This window comes from Caballeronia ptereochthonis (assembly GCF_001545075.1).
GTDB lineage: Bacteria > Pseudomonadota > Gammaproteobacteria > Burkholderiales > Burkholderiaceae > Caballeronia > Caballeronia ptereochthonis.
The window spans coordinates 34105-57274 of record NZ_FCOB02000022.1 but is presented as its reverse complement, the minus strand read 5'-3'; the positions used below and the strand labels follow the sequence as shown (position 1 = coordinate 57274).

Sequence of the window (23170 nt, the reverse complement as noted above, 5' to 3'; positions counted from 1 at the left end):
GCGTTGACTGGTATTATGTTGGTTATATAATGGGCTCCACTTCGACAAGCGAGGGCGTTCGATGGAGCACCGCTGGCAGGATCTGACGCCCGACGCGCAAAGCGATACGCCGCTCTATCTGCAGTTGGCCTCGCGGCTCGCCACGGCGATCCACGCGGGTACGTGGACGGCAGGAGAGGCGCTGCCATCGGAGCGCACGCTGTCGGAGCGTGTCGGGGTATCGCGCATCACGGCGCGAAAGGCAATCGCGCTGCTCGTCGAGCAAGGTTTGATCCGGCGCGTGCGCGGCGCGGGCAGCTTCATCACCCCGCGCACCGAAGATCCGCTTTCCCGCCTCACCGGATTCACCAGAAAGATGGAGCAGCGCGGCTTCAAGCCGGATTCGATCTGGCTCGATCGCGGACTGCGCACAGCGAATCGCGATGAAGTCGTGCGTCTTGGCTTGTCTCCAGGCGCGGCCGTTGCGAGCCTCAGACGACTGCGGCGCGCGGACGGCATCGTGATGGCGGTCGAGCATTCGACCTTGCCGGTGGCCGTCGTGCCGGATCCCCTCGCGATCGGCGCATCGCTGTATCGCCATCTGGAGGAGCGCGGGGTGTCGGTGGTGCGCGCATTGCAACACTTCCGCGCAGTGAACGCCGGTGTGGAAGTCGCGCGGCTGATGGGCGTGGCGCCGCGCGCCGCGCTGCTCGTGATCACGCGCATCGGCTATTCGGCGGATCAGCGCGCGATCGAATTGACGGATACCTATTGCCGCGACGACTACTACGACTTCGTCGCGGAACTGCACCGATAAACGCCGGGAATCATGTCGGACCCGGCGCATGACGTAACGAAGCAGCACGACAGCAAGAAAGAGAACGAGAGGACCCAAGGAAACCGTTCGCTTCTTCCGCCATGGAAGCCTGCTCGCAGCAAGGCGCGGACGGCGCTGAACCTCATTTAGGCATCGCGTACTTCCAGAGACATTCATGCTGAAAGGAAACATACTCACGACCGATGGCTGGATCCATGGATCGATCCGCTTCGAGAACGGCCGCGTGACGGCGCTCGAAGGTCATATCGCCGATCCCCTTGCCAACGACGCGCCGTACATATTGCCCGGCTTCATCGACCTGCACGTGCACGGTGGCGGCGGGCGCGACATCATGGAAGGCGGCGACGCGGCGGACACCGTCGCGCGTCAGCATGCTCAGCACGGCACGACGAGCCTGCTCGCCACCACGATGACGGCGCCGCGCGACGAACTCATGCAAGTGGTCGCAGGCCTGGGCGAACAGGCGAAGCGCCGCGCCGCGGGGGGCGCGCGCGTGCTCGGCGTACATCTCGAAGGGCCGTACATCAATCCCGGCAAGCTCGGCGCGCAGCCGGACGCGGCCGCCGTCGCGGTGCGCGACGAGGTGTTGAAGTACCTCGAACTCGCGCCGATCCGGGTCGTCACCATCGCGCCGGAAATCTCCGGCCATCTCGACATCATTTCTGAAATGGCCGCGCGCGGCGTGCGCGTGCAACTCGGCCATTCGCTCGGCACCTACGACGACGCCGTCAACGCGCTCAAACACGGCGCGCGCGGTTTCACGCATCTGTTCAACGCGATGTCGCCGCTGCATCACCGCGACCCCGGCATGGTCGGTGCGGCACTCGCGCATGCCGAATATGCCGAGCTCATTCCCGATCTGCTGCACGTTCATCCCGGCGCCATCCGTGCCGCGATGCGCGCGATCCCGCGGCTTTACGTCGTGACCGACAGCACGTCGGCGGCCGGCATGCCCGACGGCGAATATCGCCTGGGCAGCCAACACGTCACCAAATGTATGGGCGGCGTGCGTCTCGCGGACGGCACGCTCGCCGGCAGCACGCTGACGATGGATCAGGCGCTGCGCAATCTCGTTTCGCTGGGCATTCCGCTCGCGGACGTCTCGAATCGCCTGTCGCGTTATCCCGCCGACTACCTCGGACTCGAGGATCGCGGCCGCATCGCGCGCGGCGCATGGGCCGATCTCGTCGTGCTCGACCGTGACCTCGCGCTGACCGCCACCTATGTCGAAGGAGAATCAATTGTCGAATATGCTTAACGAGGCGCTGGAGTCCGCGGATGTCGTCGCGGCCCAGCTCGCCGACACCTCGCGCATCGAAGCGCTGGCCGTCAAGCTCGCCGAACAGCCGCGCCATGTCGCGCTGACGGTCGCGCGCGGCAGCTCCGATCACGCGGCGAGTTACTTCGCAAGCCTGACGATGAGCCGCATCGGCGTGCCGGTGGCGTCGCTGCCGATGTCGGTCGCGACGCTCCAGCAGGCGCCGCTGCGCGTGTCCGGTCAGCTCGCCGTCGCGTTCTCGCAATCGGGCAAGAGCCCCGATCTCGTCGGCACCATGCAGGCGCTGCGCGATGCGGGCGCGTTCACCGTCGCGGCCGTCAACGTCACGGGCTCGCCGCTCGAAAGCGCGTGCGAATACTTCCTGCCGCTGCTCGCGGGACCCGAGCTTTCGGTTGCCGCGACCAAGAGCTATATCGCGATGCTCTCGCTGTCCGCCATCGTGATCGCGCACGTGCAGCGCGACGTCGAATTGCTCAAGGCGCTCGAGTCGCTGCCGGACAAGCTGCGCGGCGCGGGCAGGCTCGACTGGACGCGCGCCGTGAACGAGCTGAAGAACGTCGATCGCATGATCGTGATCGGCCGCGGTCTCGGCCTCGCGATCGCGCAGGAAGCGGCGCTGAAGCTCAAGGAAACCTCGGGCATCCAGGCCGAGGCGTTCTCCAGCGCGGAAGTGCGTCATGGCCCGATGGAAATCATCGACCGCGACTATCCGCTGCTCGTGTTCGCGCCGCGCGGGCCGGAGCAGGCGGGGCTCATCCAGCTCGCCGCCGACATGCGCGCCCGCGGCGCGCGCGTGCTGCTTGCCGCACCCGACGACGTCGCGGACGCGGAGCTTCCGCTCGTCGCCACCGATCACCCGGCGCTCGATCCGATCGCCGCGATTCTTTCCTTCTACGTAATGGCCGCGGGTCTGGCCGCCGCGCGCGGGCGCAATCCCGACGTGCCGCGCCACCTGAACAAGGTCACCGAAACCCATTGAGTGAGAACGCCGATGCGCCGTGCCGAGGAGTCCCTGTTGAACCATTCCACCGATAACCCGAACGACGTCGTTCTGCTCGCGCCGTTCACCGGCCCCATCGTGCCGCTCGCCGACGTGCCCGACCCCGTGTTCGCCGAAGGCATGTTCGGCGACGGCATCGGCATCGATCCGCTCGACAACGTGCTCGTCTCGCCCTGCGACGGCGCGATCACGCACCTCGCGCGCACGCATCACGCGGTGACGCTGCGCACGAAGGAAGGCGCGGAGATTCTCGTGCATATCGGCATCGACACGGTCGAGCTGGGCGGCAAGGGCTTCGCGCCGATGGTCGAGCAAGGCGCGACGGTGCGCGCCGGTCAGCCGCTGATCGAATTCGATGCGGATTACGTCGCGCGGCACGCGCCGAGCCTCGTGTCGGTCATCGCGGTGGCGAATGGGGATGCCTTCGACGTCGTCGAGCGCGCCGGACGTGGCGTGCTGCAGGCGGGCGCGCGCATGCTCGTTCTGCGCGCGAAGGACGGCGCGAAGGCTGAAACGGCGCGCTCCGGCGCGGCCGTCATGGAGGAGGCGCGCCGCAGCCTGACGCTGGCGCATGCGGGCGGCCTGCACGCGCGTCCGGCGGCGCGGGCGCGCGAGGCGTCGCGCGGCTTCGACGCGAAGGTCGAAGTGCGCTACGAAGGCAAGAAGGCGCCGGTGGAAAGCGTTGTCGGCCTGCTGGGTCTCGGTGCGGGCGAGGGCGCCACCATCGAGCTGGTTGCCATCGGCGCGCAGGCGCAGCAGGCGGTCGAAGCCGTCGCCGCCGAGTTGCTGCGCGCGGCACAAGGCGAAGTCGAAGAGACGCCGGCGCGCAACAAGTCGCCGGCGCCCGTCGCTCAGGCCGCCATGTCGGGCCAGCCGCTGCCGCCGAATACGCTCGCGGGCGTGTGCGCCGCGCCGGGCATCGCGGTCGGCAAGCTGGTGCGCTGGGACGATCAGGAAATCGTGCCGCCCGAGCAGGCGAGCGGTTCGTCGGCGGCGGAGAGCCGGGCGCTGGATAAAGCCATCGCTCAGGTCGATGTCGAACTCGGCGAAACCGTGCGCACCGCGTCGCAGCGCGGCGCGGTCGGCGAAGCAGGCATTTTCGCGGTGCATCGCGTGCTGCTCGAAGATCCGACGCTCGTCGATGCCGCGCGCGACCTGATCAGCCTCGGCAAGAGCGCGGGCTTCGCGTGGCGCGAGGTGATCCGCGCGCAGATCGCGCTCCTGAACAACGTCAACGACGAGTTGCTCGCCGAACGCGCGGCCGATCTGCGCGATATCGAAAAGCGCGTGCTGCGCGCGCTCGGGCTCACGAACACGGCGGCGCGCGAGCTGCCGGAAGAAGCCGTGCTCGTCGCCACCGAATTCACGCCGTCCGATCTGTCGTCGATCGACCGCACGCGCGTCACCGCGCTCGTGATGTCGCGCGGCGGCGCGACCTCGCATGCGGCGATCATCGCGCGGCAGGTGGGGATTCCGGCGCTCGTCGCCGTCGGCGATGCACTGCACGCGATTCCCGAAGGCACGCAAGTGGTCGTGGATGCATCGGCGGGCCGCATCGAGCACGCACCGACCGAACTCGACGTCGAACGCGCCCGCGCCGAGCGGCAGCGCCTCGCCGGCGTGCGCGAAGCGAACCGTCGCGTGTCGCAGCAAGCCGCGTCGACGAAGGATGGCCGCGCGATCGAAGTCGCCGCCAATATCGCGACACTCGACGACTCCAGGGCCGCCGTCGAGAACGGCGCGGACGCGGTCGGCCTGCTGCGCACCGAACTGCTGTTCATCCATCGCCAGTCGGCGCCGACGGTCGCGGAGCACACGGAAAGCTATCAGGGCATCGTCGATGCGCTGCAAGGCCGCACCGCGATCATCCGCACGCTGGACGTCGGCGCGGACAAGGAAGTCGATTATCTGACGCTGCCGCCGGAAGAAAACCCGGCGCTCGGCCTGCGCGGCATCCGTCTCGCGCAAGTGCGCCCGGATCTGCTCGACGATCAACTGCGCGGTCTGCTCGCCGTGAAGCCGATGGGCGCCGTGCGGATCCTCTTGCCGATGGTCACCGATTCCGGCGAACTGCAGCGCCTGCGCGCGCGCATCGACGAACTGGCGCGCGAAGCCGGCCGCACCGAGCCGATCGAAGTCGGCGTGATGATCGAAGTGCCGTCGGCGGCGCTGCTCGCCGACCAGCTCGCGAAGTACGCCGATTTTCTCTCGATCGGCACCAACGATCTCACGCAGTACACGCTCGCGATGGACCGCTGCCAGCCCGATCTCGCCGCGCAGTCCGACGGCCTGCATCCCGCCGTGCTGCGTCTCATCAAGGCGGCGGTGCAGGGCGCGGAGCAGCACGGCAAGTGGGTCGGCGTGTGCGGTGCGCTCGGCGGCGATCCGCTTGCGGTGCCGCTGCTCGTCGGACTGGGCGTGACCGAGCTGTCGGTCGATCCGGTGTCGGTGCCGGGCATCAAGGCGCGTGTGCGCAATCTCGATTACCACCTTTGCCGTCAGCGCGCCGAGGACTGCCTCGCGCTCGAGTCGGCACAGGCAGTAAGAGCGGCAAGCCGCGAAATCTGGCCGCAGGACTAACGTCCGTCCCTCGGTCCGTATCGCGGAGCCTTTTCAGTAATCCCCGAAGCAGTAACGACAAGACTTATATTTTTGGAGAACCCGATGGACGCCAACCCGTTTGCAAAGATGCAGCGACTAGGTCGCGCGCTGATGCTGCCGATCGCCGTGCTACCGGTGGCCGGTCTGCTATTGCGTCTCGGCCAGCCCGATGTCTTCAACATCAAGATGATCGCCGACGCCGGCGATGCGATCTTCTCCAACCTGCCGCTGCTCTTCGCCATCGGCGTGGCGGTGGGCTTCGCGAAGGACAACAACGGCACGGCGGGCCTCGCCGGTGCGATCGGCTATCTCATCGAGGTGGCCGTGATGAAGGACATCAACGACAAGCTCAACATGGGCGTGCTGTCGGGTATCGTGGCCGGCATGGTGGCGGGCTATCTGTACAACCGCTACAAGGACATCAAGCTGCCCGAGTATCTGGCGTTCTTCGGCGGCAAGCGCTTCGTGCCGATCGTGACAGGCGTCGCGTGTCTGGTGCTCGGCATCGTGTTCGGCTATGTGTGGCAGCCGGTGCAGTCGGCCATCGATGGCGCGGGCAACTGGCTCACGACGGCGGGCGCCCTCGGCACCTTCGTGTTCGGTGTGCTGAACCGCATCCTGCTGGTCACCGGTCTGCACCACATCATCAACTCGCTCGCATGGTTCGTGTTCGGCTCGTTCACGCCGCCGGGCGGCGGCGCGGTGGTGCACGGCGACCTGCATCGCTTCTTCGCGGGCGATCCCACCGCGGGCGGCTTCATGACCGGCTTCTTCCCGATCATGATGTTCGGCCTTCCGGCTGCGTGCCTCGCGATGTTCCACGAGGCGCCGAAGGAACGCCGCGCGGTCGTCGGCGGCCTGCTGTTCTCGATGGCGCTGACCGCGTTCCTGACGGGCGTGACCGAGCCGATCGAATACAGCTTCATGTTCCTGGCTCCCGTGCTCTATGGCATTCACGCGATTCTGACCGGCCTGTCGCTCGCGATCTGCTCGGCGCTCGGCATCCATCTGGGCTTCACGTTCTCGGCGGGCGCGATCGACTACGTGCTGAACTACGGCCTGTCGCAGCGCGGTTGGCTGGCGCTCGTGGTCGGCGTCGTGTACTTCGTCGTCTACTACGGCCTGTTCCGCTTCTTCATCCGCAGGTTCAACATGGCGACGCCGGGCCGCGAACCGGCGACGACCGATGCCGAAACCGACGCCCAGGCGACCGTCGAAGGCGGTCTGATTCCGCCGCTGCCGGGCGCGGCCGCGTCCGCATCGGGCACGCGTGCTTCGAAGTACATCGCGGCGCTCGGCGGCGCGTCCAATCTGACGCTCGTCGATGCATGCACGACGCGTCTGCGTCTGTCGGTGGCGGACACGGAAAAGGTGTCTGAAGCGCAGTTGAAGACCATCGGCGCGCGCGGCGTGCTGAAGCGCGGTGCGACCAACGTGCAGGTGATCATCGGGCCGGAAGCAGACCTGATCGCCGATGAAATCCGCGGCGAGCTGGAGCATTCGTCGACGCGCGGCGCGACGCCCGCCTCATCCGCGCCGGCTCAATCGAGCGCGGCGGTCGCGGTGGCGAGCGGCGCCGATCAGACGGAGGGACCGCTCGACCCCGATCCGCTCCGCTGGCTGGCGGTGTTCGGCGGCGCGACCAATATCGCATCGCTCGACGCGGTCGCCGCGACGCGCCTGCGCGTGGTCGTGCGCGATCCGTCGTCGGTGGATCGTCAGCGGCTTTCGTCGCTCGACGTGGCGTGGGTGTCGGCGGATACGTTCCACATCGTCGTGGGCACGGCGGCACAGCGTTATGCGGCGCAGATGTCCACGCGTCTGTCGGGCAACGGCGGCGGTGCGGCACCGCTGCCGGCATGATGCGTTAGCAAGCTTGTTGTAACGGAACGGCGCCTTCGGGCGCCGTTTCTTGTTCCACCGCACGACGGACCAAAAAAAAGCCCGCCGTCCTTCGACGGCGGGCTTCGCATTTTCTGCTAAAGCACAGTCAGGTATTACGCGTAGTCGTGCAGCGCCGAGCGCATCTTCTTCATTGCGCTCGCCTCGATCTGGCGAATGCGCTCAGCCGATACGCCGAACTCGTCGGCCAGTTCATGCAGCGTCTTGCCGCCCGAGCCGTCGTCCTGCACGTCGAGCCAGCGCGCCTTGATGATGCGGCGGCTGCGCTCGTCCAGCGACTCCAGCGCGTCGGCGAGGCCATCGCTCTGCAGCTTGTCGAACTGGCGTGCGGCGATGACGTTCGTCGGCTCGTTGTGCGAGTCCGCCAGATAGGCGATCGGCGCAAACGCTTCCTCGCCGTCGTCGACCTGGCCTTCGAGCGCGATATCGCCGCCCGACAAGCGGGTTTCCATCTCCGCGACTTCCTCGCGCTTCACGTTCAACTCGCTCGCCAGACCGTCGATTTCATCCGGCGTGAACGCCGAGTGGCCGGTCTTGTGGCTGCGAAGGTTGAAGAACAGCTTGCGCTGCGCCTTGGTGGTCGCGACCTTCACCATGCGCCAGTTGCGCAAGATGTACTCATGGATCTCAGCCTTGATCCAGTGCATCGCATAGGAAACCAGGCGCACGTTTTGCTCTGGATCGAATCGCTTCACGGCCTTCATCAGACCGATGTTGCCTTCCTGGATCAGGTCCGCGTGCGGCAGGCCGTAGCCCAGATAGTTGCGGGCGATCGACACGACGAGCCGCAGGTGCGAAAGCACGAGCTGGCGCGCGGCGTCCAGGTTGCCATGCTCGCGGAATTCGGTGGCGTACTGACGTTCCTCTGCCGGCGAAAGCATCGGAATACGGTTCACTGCTTGTATGTATGAATCGATGTTGCCGATCTGGCCGGTCAGCATCGACGACTGTGCGTACGTCAGCGCGCCTGCCGAAGATGCCTTGGCAGGTGCCGAGCTCACAACATTCGGAAGGGTCATCGCATTGGTCACGCTCATAAGCTCCTTGTCAACAATTCATTGCCCGCGGCCGCCATGCGGCGGCGGCGAATCAAGCACGATATTAGCACTCCCATTCAGCGAGTGCTAAGAGTTAGAGGTCAAAGGCATGTGCGAGTTCCCACAAATACTATCGAATTTGTGGGTCTCATAGGACAGATCGTTGCGCGGGTCGATGTCACATTTACCGACATGCCGGCGCCGATCGAATTGATTACCGCGCTTGTGCACTGCGGCGAAAGATAATTCAACAAAATGTAGTATGTGAATGCGATTCCTGCAAATCTTGTAGAAGGTCTCTAGAATCCGCCAGGCGACACCGTTTGTGAAACACGCCCGTTATTTGAATATGGGGTGCTCATGCATAAAAAAAAGAGTTCATGGCTTAGTCCGTTGTCCCGTCTGGCAATCTGCGCGACGTTAGGTCTCGCGTCGGCGGCGGCTCACGCCGACCGGTTCGGGGTTCAGATCGCCGGCGGCGTCGCCGACCGCGACATCAAGAAGGCCGACCTCGGCGTGGTCTGGGATCCGGGCCTCACCTGGTGGGAAATCGGCGGCTTCCACTTCACGCTTCTGGGCGAAGGCCATGTTTCCTACTGGCATTCGACCGAGGCCAACGCCGTCAACCCGAACATCTGGGAGTTCGGCCTCACGCCGGTCGTGCGTTTCGTGAAGAGCGCGGGCTACTTCCGGCCCTTCATCGAGGCGGGCGTCGGCGTGCGGTTGCTCTCGCACGCGCGCATCACACAGGACTTCACCGTATCGACGGCGTTCCAGTTCGCCGACATGGTGGGCGTCGGCATGATCTTCGGCGAGAAGCAGAATTACCAGGCGGGCTTTCGCTTCCAGCACCTGTCGAACGCCAGTATCAAAGAACCGAATCCTGGTATAAATTTCAGCCAGCTATATCTGCAATACAACTTCTGACGAGGCGCCGGCGCAGCGGTTCCTCGACACAAGGGGAACCGACAGATGCCGGCAAAAACCATTGAGGCCATACGCGGCCTCGAGCGCGACCGCTTCCGTGCGATGGTCGAGGGCGACAGCGCGGCGCTGGATGCGCTGCTGGCTGAAAACGTCAGCTACGTTCATACGAATGGCAAGCGGGAGACGAAGCGCCAGTTCATCGACGCCATCACCGCGGGCCGCCGCCGCTATCGCCAGATCGAAATCCAGTCGCAGGACGTGCTTCCCGCCGGTCGCGATACCTGTCTGGTTTCCGGCCGCGCGCTGATCGAGATGGAATCGAAGAACGGCGCGCTGCTTTTTCCCATCGCCTATACGGCCGTGCACATCCAGACCGAGGGGCAGTGGCAACTGCTCGCGTTGCAGGCGACGCGCGTAGCCCTCGAGTAGCACTACGCGCGCGGTACGCTGAGGATTACGCCGCCTCCATCGTCTCGTCCTGACGCTCTTCCTGCGCGACGCGCTTCGAGCGGTTCACCGCGCTCACGACCGCATCGGCGACGGCGAGCGCCGGGTTCGCATGCACCGCGACGCCGAAGCGCGTCGGGCCATCGCCGACGCGGCAGCCGACGAACGCCGCCGTATCGCCGCCCGCCGTCACGGCCGTCTCGAACCAGTTCACGTTCGCATCGACGCCCAGCGCCGCCGCGACGGCCTGCGCCCAGATGTCGCCGCTCTCCGCGCTCGATGCCGGCGTCACCGCGACGCGTCGTCCGAGCACCGACAGCGTCGACGCGTCGACGCGCGAAACCGGCCCGCCCGCGTCGAAGTACTCGCGCTTGAAGAGGGCGCAGATCGCCTCGCCGCTGATTTCCTCGCCGGATGCGTCGGCGAGCGCCTGCACCGCGTGGCTGAACTCGATCTGCACGCGGCGCGGCGGCGTGAAGCCGAGACCGCGCTCGAGCAGATACGTCGCGCCGCCCTTGCCGGACTGGCTGTTGACGCGAATCACGGCATCGTAGCTACGGCCGAGGTCGGCCGGATCGATCGGCAAATAGGGCACTTCCCAGACCGCTCCGGGCACGCGCTGCGCGAAACCCTTGCGGATTGCGTCCTGATGCGAACCCGAAAACGCCGTGAACACGAGATCGCCCGCGTACGGATGGCGCGGATGCACCGGAATCTGATTGCAGCGCTCGACCACGCGGCGCACGGCGTCGATGTCGGAGAAATCGAGGCCCGGATCGATGCCTTGCGTGTAGAGATTGAGCGCGAGCGTCACGAGATCGACGTTGCCCGTGCGCTCGCCGTTGCCGAAGAGGCAGCCCTCGACGCGCTCCGCGCCCGCCAGCACCGCGAGTTCCGCCGCGGCCACCGCCGTGCCGCGATCGTTGTGCGGATGCACCGAGAGGATGATGCTGTCGCGATAGCCCATGTTGCGGTCCATCCACTCGACGTGATCGGCGAAGACGTTCGGCATCGCGGCTTCGACGGTCGCGGGCAGGTTGACGATCATCTTGTGATCGGGCGTCGGCCGCCACATCTGCGCGACGGCGTCGCAGACCTCGCGCGCGAACGGGAGCTCGGTCATGCTGAAGGTTTCGGGCGAGTATTGATAGATCCAGTGCGTCTCCGGCCGCGCGGCCGCGCATTCCTTGATGACGCGCGTGCCTTCGACCGCCAGCGCCTTCACTTCTTCCTTCGACTGATTGAACACGATGCGGCGGAACGACGGCGCGATCGCGTTATAGAGATGCACGATCACCTTCCTCGCGCCCACGACGGCCTCGAACGTGCGTTCGATCAGTTCGCGGCGCGACTGAACGAGCACTTCGATGGTGACGTCGTCCGGGATGCGCTTTTCGTCGATCAGCTTGCGGACGAAGTCGAAATCCGTCTGCGATGCCGACGGGAACCCCACCTCGATCTCCTTGAAACCCGTTGCCACCAGCATGTCGAAGAATTCGAGCTTGGCCGCGATGCTCATCGGCTCGATCAGCGACTGGTTGCCGTCGCGCAGATCGGTGCTCATCCAGATCGGCGCCTTTTCGATCGTGCGATTCGGCCAGCGACGGCCATTCAGACGGACTTGCGGAAACGGGCGGTATTTCTCGGCGGGGTTCGGCATCATGATCGTCGATCTCTCTTGGGACGGTTTGCGTAGCGTCTGCGAGAGAGGCCGTGTCCGGCGGCTGGCCGGGCGTGGCGGGATGCACGTGAAACCGGGCAGCGCGCGCGGTCACACGGATCACCAGCGACGGTGACGCCTGCGACCAATGTGAACGTGCGCGAAGCAGCGTGCATTTGACCCTCGCGTTTCCGTTTCGCGGGATGCGCGAACGAAAAGCTGACGACTACAGGTGGTAAGAAAAGGAACTGCGGGAACTGCGGGAAGGACCGCGCGCCTTGCGACGCACGGCGCTATGTCTGGCGACTTACGCTAGACGTAGCGATAGGGGCCGCGCTAGGCGGCCCGAAATAATTCGGAGGGAGGAAGGCTGGGTGAAGCTCATGCGTTCGACTTTAAACCAGCGCTGAAGACTGTGTCAAATGCGGATTTCGCTGACGAACGCGATCAAGCCGGCCTGCGGACCACGTCCGCGATCGCTTCGACCTGCCGTGCGACCGCGGACGGCACCGGCACGTCGCCGCGCAGCACGGATTCGGTCCAGCGCGCGGTAGAGGCCGCGTCGAGCGCCTCGGGCAACTCGACGGGCAGCGCGTCCGGCTGCGAACGCTCCGGCGATATCAGCGTTTCGGCGCGTCCTGCGTGGAACCAGTCGACTTGCACTTGGCGGCGCGTATCCGCGACGGCTTCGCCCTCCGTGCCGCGCGCGAGCAGCGCACCGCCCGATGCCGCATCCGGATGCTCGGAGAAGAGCCCGGTGAGGCTCTCGCGATACTGGGGATGCGTGTAGTTGACGAGCCTCAGTCCCGGCTCCGCGAACGGCTGAAGGAGCTTCACGAGCGTATGCGTCGAATTGCGCACGCCCATCCGGCGCCTGAGCGCCAGGAGCCGCGCGAGCTTCGGCGCGAGCACGGTGATCGGCGCGAAGGCGAGGCGGCGCGACGCGAGGCTGTCCTCGATTTCATCGTGCGAGGCCGCGTGCGGAATGCCCAATTCCGTGAATATCTCGGCGCTCGTCACGCGGCCCGGATCGTCGGTAACGCCGTGCACCAGCACCGGCACGCCTTCGCGCGCGAGCAGGAGCGAGAGCAGCGGCACGAGGTTGGGCGTCTTGCGCGCGCCGTTGTAGCTCGGAATCGAGACGGGCCGCGCGTGTTCGCGGCCATCCTGAACGTGCAGCGGCTCGAACGAGCGATGCGCGGCGGAAAGCATCGCGGCGAGTTCGGCGGAAGTCTCGCCCTTGACGCGATAGGCGAGCAGCACTGCGCCGAGTTCGAGCTCGGGAACACGGCCGTCGAGCATTGCTTCATAGAGCGCGTAGGCGTCGTCGTGCGAAAGCGCGCGCGCGCCGTGCGGCCCGCGGCCGATTTCCTTGATGTAGCGCGCGCAGGTGAAAGTGGGGGCAGCGGAGTCGGTCATCGGCAGGGTGCGCGGTTCGGGCGCTCATTTCCGTAGGGTGAGCGATGCCGTCGCGCGTATTCAGGGTGCAGGAATGTCATTCAGTATCGCATTTGCGCAGCGCTGGCAAGGTGGGATGATCAAAGGTTTCGCGCGGATTTGGTCCGATGCATCGTCGCGATGCCCGGCCGGCCGAGCCGCCGAAGGCTCGTCGAAAGCTCGCAAAGCCGCGCCCGACAAGCCTCGCCACGATTTGCGCGCGCACGTTAAACTCCCTTTTCTCGCGGGTCGTTCGCGCCAGCGCATGCGCCCATGAATCTGCCAATCCAGAAACAGCAACAGGAGAGCGGGATGAGTTATGTGTTTCCTCCGGCGCCGGCGGCAGCCGTGCCCGTCGATGGTTCGAACGAGCAGTTTCCCGTGCGCCGCATCTATTGCGTCGGGCGCAACTACGAAGCCCACGCGCGCGAAATGGGGCACGACCCGGACCGCGAGCCGCCGTTCTTCTTCAGCAAGCCCGCGGATGCCGTGCTGTATGTCGCGCCCGGTGCGACCGGCGAGTTTCCGTATCCGTCGCAGACGAAGAACCTGCACTTCGAGATGGAGCTGGTCGCCGCGATCGGCAAGCAGGGCAAGGACATTCCCGCCGATAAAGGGCTCGACTACGTCTACGGTTACGCGCTCGGCCTCGACATGACGCGCCGCGACCTGCAAGGCGAAGCGAAGAAGCTCGGCCGTCCGTGGGACACCGCGAAGGGTTTCGACCGCTCCGCGCCGATCGGCCCGATTCACCCCGTGTCGAAGGTGGGGCATCTGGAAAAGAGCGCGATCTGGCTGACCGTCAACGGCGAGGAGAAGCAGCGCTCGGACATCTCGCAGCTGATCTGGTCGGTGGGCGAGACGGTCGCGTATCTCTCGACGCTTTTCGAACTGTTTCCCGGCGATCTCATCTTCACCGGCACGCCCGAAGGCGTCGGCGCGGTCGTGAAGGGCGATCTGCTCAAGGGCGGCGTGGACGGGATCGGCGAATTCTCCGTGCGCGTGGTCTGAGTCCATGACCATGAAGCTCTACAGCTATTTCCGCAGCTCGGCCGCGTATCGCGTGCGCATCGCGCTGAACCTGAAGGGCCTCGGCTACGAGTACGAGGCGATCCATCTTCTGCGCGACGGCGGCCAGCAGCTCAAGCCCGAATACCGTGCGCTGAATCCGGACGGCATCGTGCCGACGCTGATCGACGGCGACGACGTGCTGACGCAGTCACTCGCGATCATCGAGTATCTGGAGGAGACGCATCCCGAGCCGCCGCTCTTGCCGAAGAGCCCGTCGGATCGGGCGTTCGTGCGTTCGGTCGCGATGCAGGTCGCGTGCGAAATCCATCCGCTCGACAATCTGCGCGTGCTCAAGTACCTGAAGCATCAGGTGAAAGTGCCGGACGAAGTCAAGGACACCTGGTACCGGCACTGGGTCGACACCGGTTTCGAGTCGCTTGAAAAGCGGCTTGCGGCCGACAGGCGCGTCGGCGCACTGACCTTCGGCGACACGCCGACAGTCGCCGATCTGTGCATCGTGCCGCAGGTGTTCAACGCGCGGCGCTTCGGCATCGACGTGAGCCGCTTTCCGACGCTCGCGCGCATCGCCGATCACGCCTGCACCATCGACGCCTTCGCACGGGCCGCTCCGGCGCAGCAGCCGGACGCCGAATGACGGGAGCGGTTTCAGCGGGAGCGCTGGCGAGCTATCTGTCGGGCGCGGGGCTCGGAGCGAGCCTGATCGTCGCGATCGGCGCGCAGAACGCGTTCGTGCTGCGGCAGGGACTGAAGCGCAGGCACGTCGGCATCGTGGTGTCGATCTGCGCGCTCATCGACGTGCTGCTGATCGCGCTCGGCATCGGCGGAATGGGCGCGCTCATCGCGCGCGCGCCTTTTCTGCTCGACGTGATTCGCTGGGCGGGCGCGGTCTTCGTGTTTCTATACGGACTGCGCGCGTTTCTTGCAGCGTGGCGCGGGCCGGGGCATCTGAATGCGTCCGACGGCGATTCGCAGACGGCGCTCGGCGCGGCATCCACCGTGCTCGCGCTGTCGCTGCTCAATCCGCACGTCTATCTTGATACCGTGGTGCTGCTCGGCGGCATCGGCGCGCGGCGCGGCTGGCCGGGCAACGCGTGGTTCGCGGCGGGCGCGATGTGCGCGTCGGTCATCTGGTTCATGGTGCTCGGCTACGGCGCGCGTCTGCTGGAGCCGTGGTTCGAGAAGGACATGTCGTGGCGCGTGCTCGACGTGATCGTCGGCTGCGTGATGTGGTGGATCGCAGCTTCCCTGATCCTCGCGCGATGAAAAAAGGGCGTTCGCCCGAACGCCCTGTTTCTGCCAGTCAGCCTGCGAATCAGCCCAGCAGCGCGTCCGCGAATTCCTCCGCGCTGAACGGCTGCAGATCCTCGACCTTCTCGCCCACGCCGATGAAGTACACCGGGATCGGCCGCTGCCGCGCGATCGCGGCGATGATGCCGCCCTTCGCGGTGCCGTCGAGCTTCGTCACGATGAGGCCGGTGAGGCCCAGCGCGTCGTCGAAGGCCTTGACTTGCGCGAGCGCGTTCTGACCCGTGTTCGCGTCGATCACGAGCAGCACTTCGTGAGGCGCGTCGGGCATCGCTTTCGCGATCACGCGGCGCACCTTGCGCAGCTCTTCCATCAGATGCAGCTGCGTCGGCAGGCGGCCCGCGGTGTCGGCCATCATCACGTCGATCTTGCGGGCGCGCGCCGCGCCGACGGCGTCGTAGATGACCGCCGCGGCATCGCCGCTTTCCTGCGCGATCACCGTCACGTTGTTGCGTTCGCCCCAGACCGTCAGCTGTTCGCGCGCGGCGGCGCGGAAGGTGTCGCCCGCGGCCAGCAGCACCGACTGGTTGAAGCGCTGCAAATGCTTCGCCAGCTTGCCGATGCTCGTCGTCTTGCCGACGCCGTTTACGCCCGCGATCATCATCACGAGTGGCTGCGCGCGGCCGAGCATCAGCGTCTTCTCGAGCGGACGCAGCAGATCGACGAGCAAATCGCGCAGCGCGGCCTTGACCTGCGGCGCATCGGTGAGACGCTCCGAGCGCACTTTCTCCCGCAGCGATTCGAGCAGGAATTCCGTTGCGTCGACGCCCGCGTCGGACATCAGGAGCGCGGTTTCGAGCTCTTCGTACAGATCTTCGTCGATTTTCGCGCCGACGAAGATGCCGGTCAGGTTCGAGCTCGTCTTCGAGAGGCCGTGGCGCAGGCGCGAGAGCCACGACTTCTTCGCGACCGGATCGGGCTCGGGCGGCGGCACGAATTCTTCGCTCGCCTCATCCGTTTCGGGACCGCGTGACCATTGCGACTGAGTCCGGCCCTCCCAGTATTCCTTCGACTCCTCCGCTCGTGGCGCCGCGGGCGAAGCGGATGCGGGAGCGGGAGCGGCGACGGCTTTGGCGGGCGTCGGCGCGGCGGGCGCTGCGGGTGCGGCAGGCGCCGATTCCTCGCGCGCATCCGGCTGCGCCTCTTCCGGCGTCGCTTCGGAGGCAAGCGCCTGCCGTTCCAGTTCGGCCTCGGAGACTTCTTCCTCTTCGGCCGCCTCGACGGATTCTTCCTGAGGCGTGTCGAGCGGCTCGTCAGCCGGCTTTTTGAATCGTTTGAAGAAGCTGAACATGGGTGTGTGGCGATGATGCGCGCGTCATCAGACGGCTTGCCGCGTGCGCCGCGAAGCGCCACGCCGGAAAAGCCCGCGCGATGGAGTGGAAGCCGCGTATTTTATCAGGCGCGGCCGGTGACTTCCGGGCCGGAAAAGTGCGGTACCCGGCACACGAAGCCGCTGTGGTAACGTTGGCGGTCAATACGCGCGAAAACCATGCGAAGACCGCGCCCCGATTCGAATTCCGTTCCTATGCCTCGCTCGTCCGCCACTCGATCCGCCTTGCCCAGCCATACTCCATCGCGCGGAGGCAAACCTCATACGATCCGCATCATCGGCGGAGACTGGAAGCGCACGCCGCTGCCCGTGCTCGATCTCGACGGCCTCAGGCCGACGCCGGACCGCGTGCGCGAAACGCTCTTCAACTGGCTCGGCCAGGACCTTTCCGGACAGAATTGTCTCGACATGTTCGCCGGCAGCGGCGCGCTCGGCTTCGAGGCGGCGTCGCGCGGCGCGGCGCGGGTGCTGATGGTCGAGAGAAGCGCGAAAGCCGCCGGGCAGCTCAGGGCGAACCAGGCGAAGCTCGGCGCGCGCAATATCGAAATCGCGGAAGCCGATGCACTGCGGCTCGCCGCCGGCCTCGCGCCCGGTTCGTTCGACGTGATCTTTCTCGATCCGCCGTTCGGCGATCACGCGCTGCTCTTGCGCGCACTGGAACTGGCGGCGCCGCTCGCCACCGCCGACGGCGTGATCTACGTCGAATGCGGCGATCCGCTCGACGTGCCGGGCATCGGTGCGCTCGCGGGCTGGTCGGTCGTGCGCGAAGGGAAGGCCGGCGCGGTCCGCTATCATTTGCTGCGCCGCGAAAATGAGGAATAATGCGCGTTCCCGATTCTCGCGCAGCCAATGTCGCAGGAAATGAGGCAGAGTTGGTCGTCGCAGCCACGCGGCCCAAGGTCAATTAGAAGAGGAGAAGCTCATGGTTGTCGCCGTGTACCCGGGAACGTTCGACCCGCTCACTCGCGGGCATGAGGACATCGTCCGGCGCGCATCGAGCATTTTCGATCAGCTCGTCGTGGGCGTCGCGGACAGCCGCGCGAAGAAGCCGTTTTTCTCGCTGCAGGAGCGGCTCGACATCGCGCACGACGTGCTCGGGCATTACCCGAACGTCCATGTGAGCAGTTTCACTGGTCTTTTGAAGGATTTCGTGCGCAAGAACAACGCGCGCGTGATCGTGCGCGGCCTGCGCGCCGTCTCCGATTTCGAATACGAGTTCCAGATGGCCGGCATGAACCGCTATCTGCTGCCCGACGTCGAAACGATGTTCATGACGCCGTCCGATCAATACCAGTTCATCTCCGGCACCATCGTGCGCGAGATTGCGCAGCTCGGCGGCGACGTGAGCAAGTTCGTGTTCCCGTCGGTGGAAAAGCGGCTGATCGACAAAGTCGCTATTCTGTCGCAGAAGGACCCTGCGGCGCCCTGAGCGCCCGGCCCGTGTGCCGCTTTCAATAGCGCGGCGCGCGGGCGTCATGCCGGTTTCGACACCGGCGCAAGAGAGTGAAGCATGTCTTTGATCATTACCGACGAGTGCATCAACTGCGACGTTTGCGAGCCCGAGTGCCCGAACGACGCCATTTCGATGGGTCCGGAAATCTACGTGATCGACCCGAACAAATGCACGGAATGCGTCGGCCATTTCGATGAGCCGCAGTGCCAGCAGGTCTGCCCCGTGGAATGCATTCCGCGTGATCCGGCGCACTTCGAAACGCCGGAGCAGCTGCTGGCCAAGTATCACGCGCTGATGGCGGCGAAGGGCAAGTAAGCCCTTCGTGCTTGCTTATCCGACCAGGCCGGTCAGGGCCGCGACGAGCGCATCGCATTCTGCGGGTGTGCCGATCGAAATGCGCAAATGCTGATCGATGCGCGGCAGCTTGAAGTGGCGCACGAAGATTTCCTGCTTCTTGAGCGCGGCGGCAAGCGTCGCGGCATCGTGCGCGGGATGTTTCGCGAACACGAAATTGGCCGCCGACGGCGCGACATCGAAGCCGAGCGCCTGTAGCTGCGCCTGCAACTGATCGCGGCTCGCCACGACCTTCGCGCAGCTTTCCTCGAACCACGCCTGATCCTCGTACGATGCGAGCGCCGCAACCTGCGCGAGACGATCGAGCGGATAAGAGTTGAAGCTGTCCTTCACGCGCGTGAGCGCTTCGATCAGCGCGGGATCGCCGAACGCGAATCCGACGCGCATGCCCGCCAGCGAGCGCGCTTTCGATGTCGTCTGCACGACGAGCAGATTGGGATACGTGTCGATCAGATTCACCGCCGACTCGGCGCCGAAGTCCACATACGCTTCATCGATGATCACCGGCGCATCCGGATTCGCGTCAAGCAGCACCTCGATCTCGGCGAGCGACAGCGCGCGGCCCGTCGGCGCGTTCGGATTGGGCAGCAATACGCCGCCGTTCGGCGCGCGATAATCATCGACATCGATGGCGAAATCCGCGTTCAGCGGAATCGTGCGGTACTGGACGCCGTACAACTGCGCGTAGACCGGATAGAAGCTGTACGTGATGTCGGGAAAGCGAATCGGCTCGTCATGCTTGAGCAGCGCCTGGAACGCGTGCGCGAGCACTTCGTCGGAGCCGTTGCCCGCGAACACCTGCTCGATGCGCAATCCGTGATGCTTCGCGACGGCTTCGCGCACCGCGCGGGCGGACGGATCGGGATACTTGCGCAGCGACGCGCCGTCCTCGCCGAGCTCGCGGCGAATCGCCTCGACCACGCGCGGCGACGGTGGATACGGATTCTCGTTGGTGTTGAGCTTGACGGGATGCGCCAGCACAGGTTGCTCGCCCGGCACATAGGGCGTCAGTCGATGAACGATATCGCTCCAGAAACGGCTCACGGTCGGCTCCAAATCATGAATTGCGGTGCAGGTTCATCATTGCGCGCTCGGTTTCGCCGGCGACGACGAAGGGCATCACGGCGAGCGCGCGCTCGATCGACTGATCGATCACGTCCTGCTCTTCGCGGCGCGGCGGCTTGAGCACGAAATTCGCGACGTCGGGCTTGGCGCCCGCGCGCGCGCTTTCCGGGATCAGATCGCGCGGATGCCCGATGCCGATGCGCAGCCGCCAGTATTGCTGCGACGACAGATGCGCGGAAATGTCCTTGAGCCCGTTGTGGCCGCCGCTGCCGCCGCCGAGCTTCATCTTGACGGTGCCGGGCGGCAGATCGAGTTCGTCGTGTGCGACGAGAATCTCGTCGGGCAGGATCTTGAAGAACTGCGCGAGCGCGACCACGGATTGCCCTGAGCGGTTCATGAACGTCTGCGGCTCGAGCAGATGCACTTCGTGGCCGTGCAGGCGTCCCTTGCCGTAAAAGCCGTGGAAGCGGCGCTCATCGCGCAGCGTAGCGCCTGCGTCGCGTGCGAACTGGTCGACGAACCAGACGCCCGCGTTGTGACGCGTCGCGGTATATTCGGCGCCCGGATTGCCCAGGCCGACGATCAGCTTGATCATGTCGAGTCATCGCGAGCCCGAAAGCCCGCTTGGTCTAGAGCGAAAAAAACCCGCCGGGCTTGCGCTCCGGCGGGTCACGTCGACCGTTCGCGAGAACGGATCGAGAGGATAGCGGTGTACCGCGTGTTTACTCGGCCGCCGGCGTTTCGCCTTCCGCAGCTTCGCCCGCCGTATCCGACACGACAGCAGCCGGAACCGTCGCCGATGCGATCACCGGGTTTTCGGTCACGACCGTCACCGTCAGGCTCACGCCCTTCGGCAGCGGGATGTCCTTCGCGTGCATCGTCTGGCCAGCTTCGATCTTCGCCAGATCGATTTCCAGGAACTCGGGCAGGTCAGCCGGCAGGCATTCCACTTCCAGTTCCGTCACGACGTGCGTGATCACCGCGCCCGACAGCTTCACGGCCGGGTTGGTTTCCTGGTTCATGAAGTGCAGCGGCACCCGGGTGTGGAGCTTCTTCTTCGCGTCGACGCGCTGGAAGTCCACGTGCAGCACGAGTTGCTTGAACGGATGGTATTGCACGTCGCGCAGCAGAACCTGTTGCGACTTGCCAGCGATTTCCAGGTCGAGAATCGACGAGTGGAAAACTTCTTTCTTCAGGGCGTGCCACAGGGCGTTGTGGTCGAGTTCGACCAGTTGAACGTCCGTTTCACCACCGTACACGATACCCGGGGTCTTACCCGAGTTGCGCAGGCGGCGGCTCGCACCCGTACCTTGCTTGCTACGCTCGAAAGCGACGACTTTCATGTTTGACTCCTATATCTGCCCGCGACCAGGCAGGGAAACCGGGATCATCGAAAATGTGTGATCCCACAACAAGCGATGCGAACCTTCGTTCGTTCGCACCGATCATGCAAAAAGACGCGAAGCGTGTGCTTCGCGTCTTTTCGCCAATTCTGCTTAACCTTCGGCGAAGAGCGACATCACCGAGTCGCCACGCCGGATTCGGGAGAACGTCTCCGCGAGCAGACCCGCGCTCGACAGCGGACGGATCTTCGGGCACGCCAGCGATTCCGCCGAAAGGGGAATCGTGTCGGTCACGACGAGCTCATCGAGCTGCGACGCCGCGATGCGCTCCGCTGCGCCACCCGAGAGCACCGGATGCGTGGCGTATGCGAAAACCTGCTTCGCGCCGCGCTCCTTGAGCACCTGCGCGGCCTTGCACAGCGTGCCTGCGGTATCGACCATGTCGTCCATGATCACGCAGGTGCGGCCTTCCACTTCACCGATGATGTTCATCACCTCGGCGACATTCGCCTTCGGACGGCGCTTGTCGATGATCGCGAGGTCCGTGTTCAACTGCTTGGCGAGTGCACGCGCGCGCACCACGCCGCCGACGTCCGGCGACACGATCAGCAGATGATCATGGTTCTGCTTGCGCAGATCGCCGAGAAGAACGGGAGTGGCGTAGATGTTGTCGACGGGGATGTCGAAGAAGCCTTGAATCTGGTCGGCGTGAAGGTCCATGGTGATCACGCGATCGACGCCGGCAATTTCCAGCATGTTCGCGACGACCTTCGCCGAGATAGCCACTCGCGCGGAACGCGGACGGCGGTCCTGACGCGCATAGCCGAAGTAGGGGATGGCTGCGGTGATCCGGCCGGCGGACGCGCGCTTGAGCGCATCGACCATGATCATCAGTTCCATCAGGTTATCGTTCGTGGGAGCGCAGGTGGACTGCAGAACGAATACGTCTTTGCCCCGAACGTTTTCCTGAATCTCGACCATGATCTCGCCGTCGGAGAAACGGCTGACCATCGCTTTGCCGAGAGGAATTCCAAGGATCTTGACGACTTCCTGTGCAAGCGCGGGATTTGCGTTGCCAGTAAAAACCATCAGGCCGTCACTGCTCATCGTGCACCTGTCTGCGGCTGGAGGCGAGAGGAAAAAACGCGAGAAAAAGAATGGCAGGGGAGGAAGGACTCGAACCCTCGCATGCCGGAATCAAAATCCGGTGCCTTGACCAACTTGGCGACTCCCCTACACTAACTTTGAGTCTTGCCGGGAAGTGTAGGACATGCCCGACAAAACAAAACCTATGACGCGAAAGCGAAGAGAGGATGAGAATCCAGACTTGCCGTCACCACGCTCTTCCAGCTTGCCGGGAGTTTGGCTTGCGCCATTTCCGCTTCGGCTCGGCTGGCGAAAGCGGCAAACACGCTTGCTCCAGATCCGGTCATTCGCGCCGGTGCGAGATTGGAAAACCACTCGAGCACCTGTGCAACTTCCGCGTACTTTCCTGCAACAACAGCCTGCATGTCATTTCGACCGAAGCTGTCTGGCCAGTTAGCGTCTGACCTTTGCTGTGCAAGAAAGTCCATCATTGTGGCGACTTTCGTATCCCGTGTCAAGCTTTTATCGGAGAAAATCGCCGCGGTGGGGACGTGCACAGCAGGATTCACTACCAGGAAGAAACGTTGAGGCAGATTCACCGCCTGCAGCGCTTCGCCCACTCCTTCAGCGAAAGCATTTTGCCCGAAGACAAAAAACGGCACGTCGGCGCCGAGTTGCAGGCCGAGATTCTGCAGAATCTCACGCGAAAGATCAACACCCCAGAGACGATTCAACGCTAAAAGCGTCGTCGCCGCGTCGGAACTGCCTCCGCCGAGGCCCGCGCCCATCGGCAGGCGCTTGTCGATCTCGATTTCCACGCCGAATTTCGAACCCGTATGTCGCTGCAGCAGTCGCGCGGCCCGCACGACGAGATCGTCGGCTTCGGGCACGCCCGGCACGTCCGTCTTGCGCGTGATGACGCCGTCGTCGCGTCGCGTGAAGTGCAGCCGGTCACCCCAGTCGAGCAACTGGAAGACAGTCTGCAGCGAGTGATAGCCGTCGGGACGGCGGCCCGTGATGTGCAGGAAGAGGTTCAGCTTCGCGGGCGCGAGGCAGTCACGGAGCGAATCGTGGGTTCGGGACATGCGTGGTGCT

General features: G+C 65.0%; 22 protein-coding genes and 1 tRNA gene. 13 read left to right on the top strand and 10 right to left on the bottom strand.

The window, feature by feature from the left end; translation table 11 throughout:
- The first annotated feature begins 61 nt into the window (after positions 1-61).
- The 5 genes from AWB83_RS22730 (at position 62) to nagE (ending at position 7560) form a co-directional block, all read left to right on the top strand.
- On the top strand, positions 62-796 hold the full coding sequence (locus tag AWB83_RS22730) for a GntR family transcriptional regulator (protein ID WP_087047876.1): 735 nt from the start codon (positions 62-64) through the stop codon (positions 794-796).
- Between the two features lie 175 nt (positions 797-971).
- On the top strand, positions 972-2075 hold the full coding sequence (gene nagA, locus AWB83_RS22725) for an N-acetylglucosamine-6-phosphate deacetylase (protein WP_087047875.1): 1104 nt from the start codon (positions 972-974) through the stop codon (positions 2073-2075).
- Positions 2068-3075: an SIS domain-containing protein gene (locus AWB83_RS22720; protein WP_087047874.1), complete on the top strand. Its 1008-nt coding sequence runs from the start codon at positions 2068-2070 to the stop codon at positions 3073-3075. Before nagA ends, AWB83_RS22720 begins: the two co-directional genes overlap by 8 nt.
- Positions 3076-3087: 12 nt before the next feature.
- Positions 3088-5676, top strand: a complete 2589-nt coding sequence (gene ptsP / locus AWB83_RS22715; protein ID WP_167389154.1) for a phosphoenolpyruvate--protein phosphotransferase — start codon at positions 3088-3090, stop codon at positions 5674-5676.
- 84 nt (positions 5677-5760) lie between these two features.
- Complete coding sequence (gene nagE / locus AWB83_RS22710) at positions 5761-7560, top strand: N-acetylglucosamine-specific PTS transporter subunit IIBC (RefSeq protein ID WP_087047873.1); 1800 nt, start codon at positions 5761-5763, stop codon at positions 7558-7560.
- Between the two features lie 134 nt (positions 7561-7694).
- Here nagE and rpoH read toward each other — a convergent pair whose 3' ends face one another.
- A complete protein-coding gene (gene rpoH / locus AWB83_RS22705) occupies positions 7695-8630 on the bottom strand; it encodes an RNA polymerase sigma factor RpoH (RefSeq protein ID WP_087047961.1) in 936 nt (311 codons plus the stop codon).
- 366 nt (positions 8631-8996) lie between these two features.
- Here rpoH and AWB83_RS22700 point away from each other — a divergent pair, with 366 nt between their 5' ends.
- The gene (locus AWB83_RS22700; RefSeq protein ID WP_087047872.1) at positions 8997-9563 is read left to right on the top strand and encodes an acyloxyacyl hydrolase; all 567 of its coding nucleotides are present in this window, start codon (positions 8997-8999) and stop codon (positions 9561-9563) included.
- A gap of 45 nt (positions 9564-9608) precedes the next feature.
- A complete protein-coding gene (locus AWB83_RS22695; protein WP_087047871.1) occupies positions 9609-9992 on the top strand; it encodes a nuclear transport factor 2 family protein in 384 nt (127 codons plus the stop codon).
- A 25-nt stretch (positions 9993-10017) separates the two neighbouring features.
- Here the strand turns inward: AWB83_RS22695 and leuA are convergent, their stop codons facing one another.
- Positions 10018-11673: a 2-isopropylmalate synthase gene (gene leuA / locus AWB83_RS22690; protein WP_087047870.1), complete on the bottom strand. Its 1656-nt coding sequence runs from the start codon at positions 11671-11673 to the stop codon at positions 10018-10020.
- Between the two features lie 444 nt (positions 11674-12117).
- The gene (ybiB, locus tag AWB83_RS22685; RefSeq protein ID WP_087047869.1) at positions 12118-13089 is read right to left on the bottom strand and encodes a DNA-binding protein YbiB; all 972 of its coding nucleotides are present in this window, start codon (positions 13087-13089) and stop codon (positions 12118-12120) included.
- A 330-nt stretch (positions 13090-13419) separates the two neighbouring features.
- Here ybiB and AWB83_RS22680 point away from each other — a divergent pair, with 330 nt between their 5' ends.
- The 3 genes from AWB83_RS22680 to AWB83_RS22670 are packed head-to-tail and all read left to right on the top strand — an operon-like array spanning position 13420 to position 15402.
- Entirely contained in the window at positions 13420-14118 is a 699-nt protein-coding gene (locus AWB83_RS22680) for a fumarylacetoacetate hydrolase family protein (RefSeq protein ID WP_087047960.1), read from the top strand.
- Positions 14119-14128: 10 nt separating this feature from the next.
- Positions 14129-14773 carry a maleylacetoacetate isomerase gene (maiA, locus tag AWB83_RS22675; RefSeq protein ID WP_087047959.1) on the top strand — a complete coding sequence of 215 codons (645 nt, stop codon included), beginning with the start codon at positions 14129-14131 and terminating at the stop codon, positions 14771-14773.
- Entirely contained in the window at positions 14770-15402 is a 633-nt protein-coding gene (locus AWB83_RS22670; protein ID WP_087047868.1) for a LysE/ArgO family amino acid transporter, read from the top strand. The genes maiA and AWB83_RS22670 overlap by 4 nt, the downstream gene beginning before the upstream one ends.
- Before the next feature lie 49 nt (positions 15403-15451).
- On the opposite strand, the gene ftsY is transcribed toward AWB83_RS22670, so the two are convergent.
- Entirely contained in the window at positions 15452-16735 is a 1284-nt protein-coding gene (ftsY, locus tag AWB83_RS22665) for a signal recognition particle-docking protein FtsY (RefSeq protein WP_087047867.1), read from the bottom strand.
- A gap of 234 nt (positions 16736-16969) precedes the next feature.
- Here ftsY and rsmD point away from each other — a divergent pair, with 234 nt between their 5' ends.
- The 3 genes from rsmD (at position 16970) to AWB83_RS22650 (ending at position 18542) form a co-directional block, all read left to right on the top strand.
- On the top strand, positions 16970-17596 hold the full coding sequence (gene rsmD / locus AWB83_RS22660; protein WP_208636797.1) for a 16S rRNA (guanine(966)-N(2))-methyltransferase RsmD: 627 nt from the start codon (positions 16970-16972) through the stop codon (positions 17594-17596).
- 100 nt (positions 17597-17696) lie between these two features.
- The gene (coaD, locus tag AWB83_RS22655) at positions 17697-18203 is read left to right on the top strand and encodes a pantetheine-phosphate adenylyltransferase (RefSeq protein WP_087047865.1); all 507 of its coding nucleotides are present in this window, start codon (positions 17697-17699) and stop codon (positions 18201-18203) included.
- Between the two features lie 81 nt (positions 18204-18284).
- Positions 18285-18542, top strand: a complete 258-nt coding sequence (locus tag AWB83_RS22650) for a YfhL family 4Fe-4S dicluster ferredoxin (protein ID WP_087047864.1) — start codon at positions 18285-18287, stop codon at positions 18540-18542.
- Between the two features lie 15 nt (positions 18543-18557).
- Here AWB83_RS22650 and hisC read toward each other — a convergent pair whose 3' ends face one another.
- The 6 genes from hisC to ispE form a co-directional block, all read right to left on the bottom strand.
- Positions 18558-19625, bottom strand: coding sequence for a histidinol-phosphate transaminase (hisC, locus tag AWB83_RS22645; protein ID WP_087047958.1), 1068 nt, complete (start codon positions 19623-19625; stop codon positions 18558-18560).
- Between the two features lie 13 nt (positions 19626-19638).
- Entirely contained in the window at positions 19639-20241 is a 603-nt protein-coding gene (gene pth, locus AWB83_RS22640) for an aminoacyl-tRNA hydrolase (RefSeq protein ID WP_087047863.1), read from the bottom strand.
- 127 nt (positions 20242-20368) lie between these two features.
- Positions 20369-20989, bottom strand: a complete 621-nt coding sequence (locus AWB83_RS22635) for a 50S ribosomal protein L25/general stress protein Ctc (RefSeq protein ID WP_087047862.1) — start codon at positions 20987-20989, stop codon at positions 20369-20371.
- 153 nt (positions 20990-21142) lie between these two features.
- Complete coding sequence (locus AWB83_RS22630) at positions 21143-22096, bottom strand: ribose-phosphate pyrophosphokinase (RefSeq protein WP_087047861.1); 954 nt, start codon at positions 22094-22096, stop codon at positions 21143-21145.
- Positions 22097-22147: 51 nt separating this feature from the next.
- Positions 22148-22224, bottom strand: a tRNA-Gln gene (locus AWB83_RS22625).
- A gap of 54 nt (positions 22225-22278) precedes the next feature.
- Positions 22279-23160 (bottom strand): 4-(cytidine 5'-diphospho)-2-C-methyl-D-erythritol kinase, encoded by an 882-nt coding sequence (gene ispE, locus AWB83_RS22620; RefSeq protein WP_087047860.1) that lies wholly within the window; start codon positions 23158-23160, stop codon positions 22279-22281.
- Between the last annotated feature and the right edge of the window lie 10 nt (positions 23161-23170).

Excerpts from the sequence above, each read along its gene's own strand:
- AWB83_RS22730 (WP_087047876.1), top strand. The coding sequence starts at position 62 with ATGGAGCACCGCTGGCAGGATCTGACGCCCGACGCGCAAAGCGATACG.
- nagA (WP_087047875.1), top strand. The coding sequence starts at position 972 with ATGCTGAAAGGAAACATACTCACGACCGATGGCTGGATCCATGGATCG.
- AWB83_RS22720 (WP_087047874.1), top strand. The coding sequence starts at position 2,068 with ATGCTTAACGAGGCGCTGGAGTCCGCGGATGTCGTCGCGGCCCAGCTC.
- ptsP (WP_167389154.1), top strand. The coding sequence starts at position 3,088 with ATGCGCCGTGCCGAGGAGTCCCTGTTGAACCATTCCACCGATAACCCG.
- nagE (WP_087047873.1), top strand. The coding sequence starts at position 5,761 with ATGGACGCCAACCCGTTTGCAAAGATGCAGCGACTAGGTCGCGCGCTG.
- AWB83_RS22700 (WP_087047872.1), top strand. The coding sequence starts at position 8,997 with ATGCATAAAAAAAAGAGTTCATGGCTTAGTCCGTTGTCCCGTCTGGCA.
- AWB83_RS22695 (WP_087047871.1), top strand. The coding sequence starts at position 9,609 with ATGCCGGCAAAAACCATTGAGGCCATACGCGGCCTCGAGCGCGACCGC.
- leuA (WP_087047870.1), bottom strand. The coding sequence starts at position 11,673 with ATGATGCCGAACCCCGCCGAGAAATACCGCCCGTTTCCGCAAGTCCGT.
- ybiB (WP_087047869.1), bottom strand. The coding sequence starts at position 13,089 with ATGACCGACTCCGCTGCCCCCACTTTCACCTGCGCGCGCTACATCAAG.
- AWB83_RS22680 (WP_087047960.1), top strand. The coding sequence starts at position 13,420 with ATGAGTTATGTGTTTCCTCCGGCGCCGGCGGCAGCCGTGCCCGTCGAT.
- maiA (WP_087047959.1), top strand. The coding sequence starts at position 14,129 with ATGAAGCTCTACAGCTATTTCCGCAGCTCGGCCGCGTATCGCGTGCGC.
- AWB83_RS22670 (WP_087047868.1), top strand. The coding sequence starts at position 14,770 with ATGACGGGAGCGGTTTCAGCGGGAGCGCTGGCGAGCTATCTGTCGGGC.
- ftsY (WP_087047867.1), bottom strand. The coding sequence starts at position 16,735 with ATGTTCAGCTTCTTCAAACGATTCAAAAAGCCGGCTGACGAGCCGCTC.
- rsmD (WP_208636797.1), top strand. The coding sequence starts at position 16,970 with ATGCCTCGCTCGTCCGCCACTCGATCCGCCTTGCCCAGCCATACTCCA.
- coaD (WP_087047865.1), top strand. The coding sequence starts at position 17,697 with ATGGTTGTCGCCGTGTACCCGGGAACGTTCGACCCGCTCACTCGCGGG.
- AWB83_RS22650 (WP_087047864.1), top strand. The coding sequence starts at position 18,285 with ATGTCTTTGATCATTACCGACGAGTGCATCAACTGCGACGTTTGCGAG.
- pth (WP_087047863.1), bottom strand. The coding sequence starts at position 20,241 with ATGATCAAGCTGATCGTCGGCCTGGGCAATCCGGGCGCCGAATATACC.
- AWB83_RS22635 (WP_087047862.1), bottom strand. The coding sequence starts at position 20,989 with ATGAAAGTCGTCGCTTTCGAGCGTAGCAAGCAAGGTACGGGTGCGAGC.
- AWB83_RS22630 (WP_087047861.1), bottom strand. The coding sequence starts at position 22,096 with ATGAGCAGTGACGGCCTGATGGTTTTTACTGGCAACGCAAATCCCGCG.
- ispE (WP_087047860.1), bottom strand. The coding sequence starts at position 23,160 with ATGTCCCGAACCCACGATTCGCTCCGTGACTGCCTCGCGCCCGCGAAG.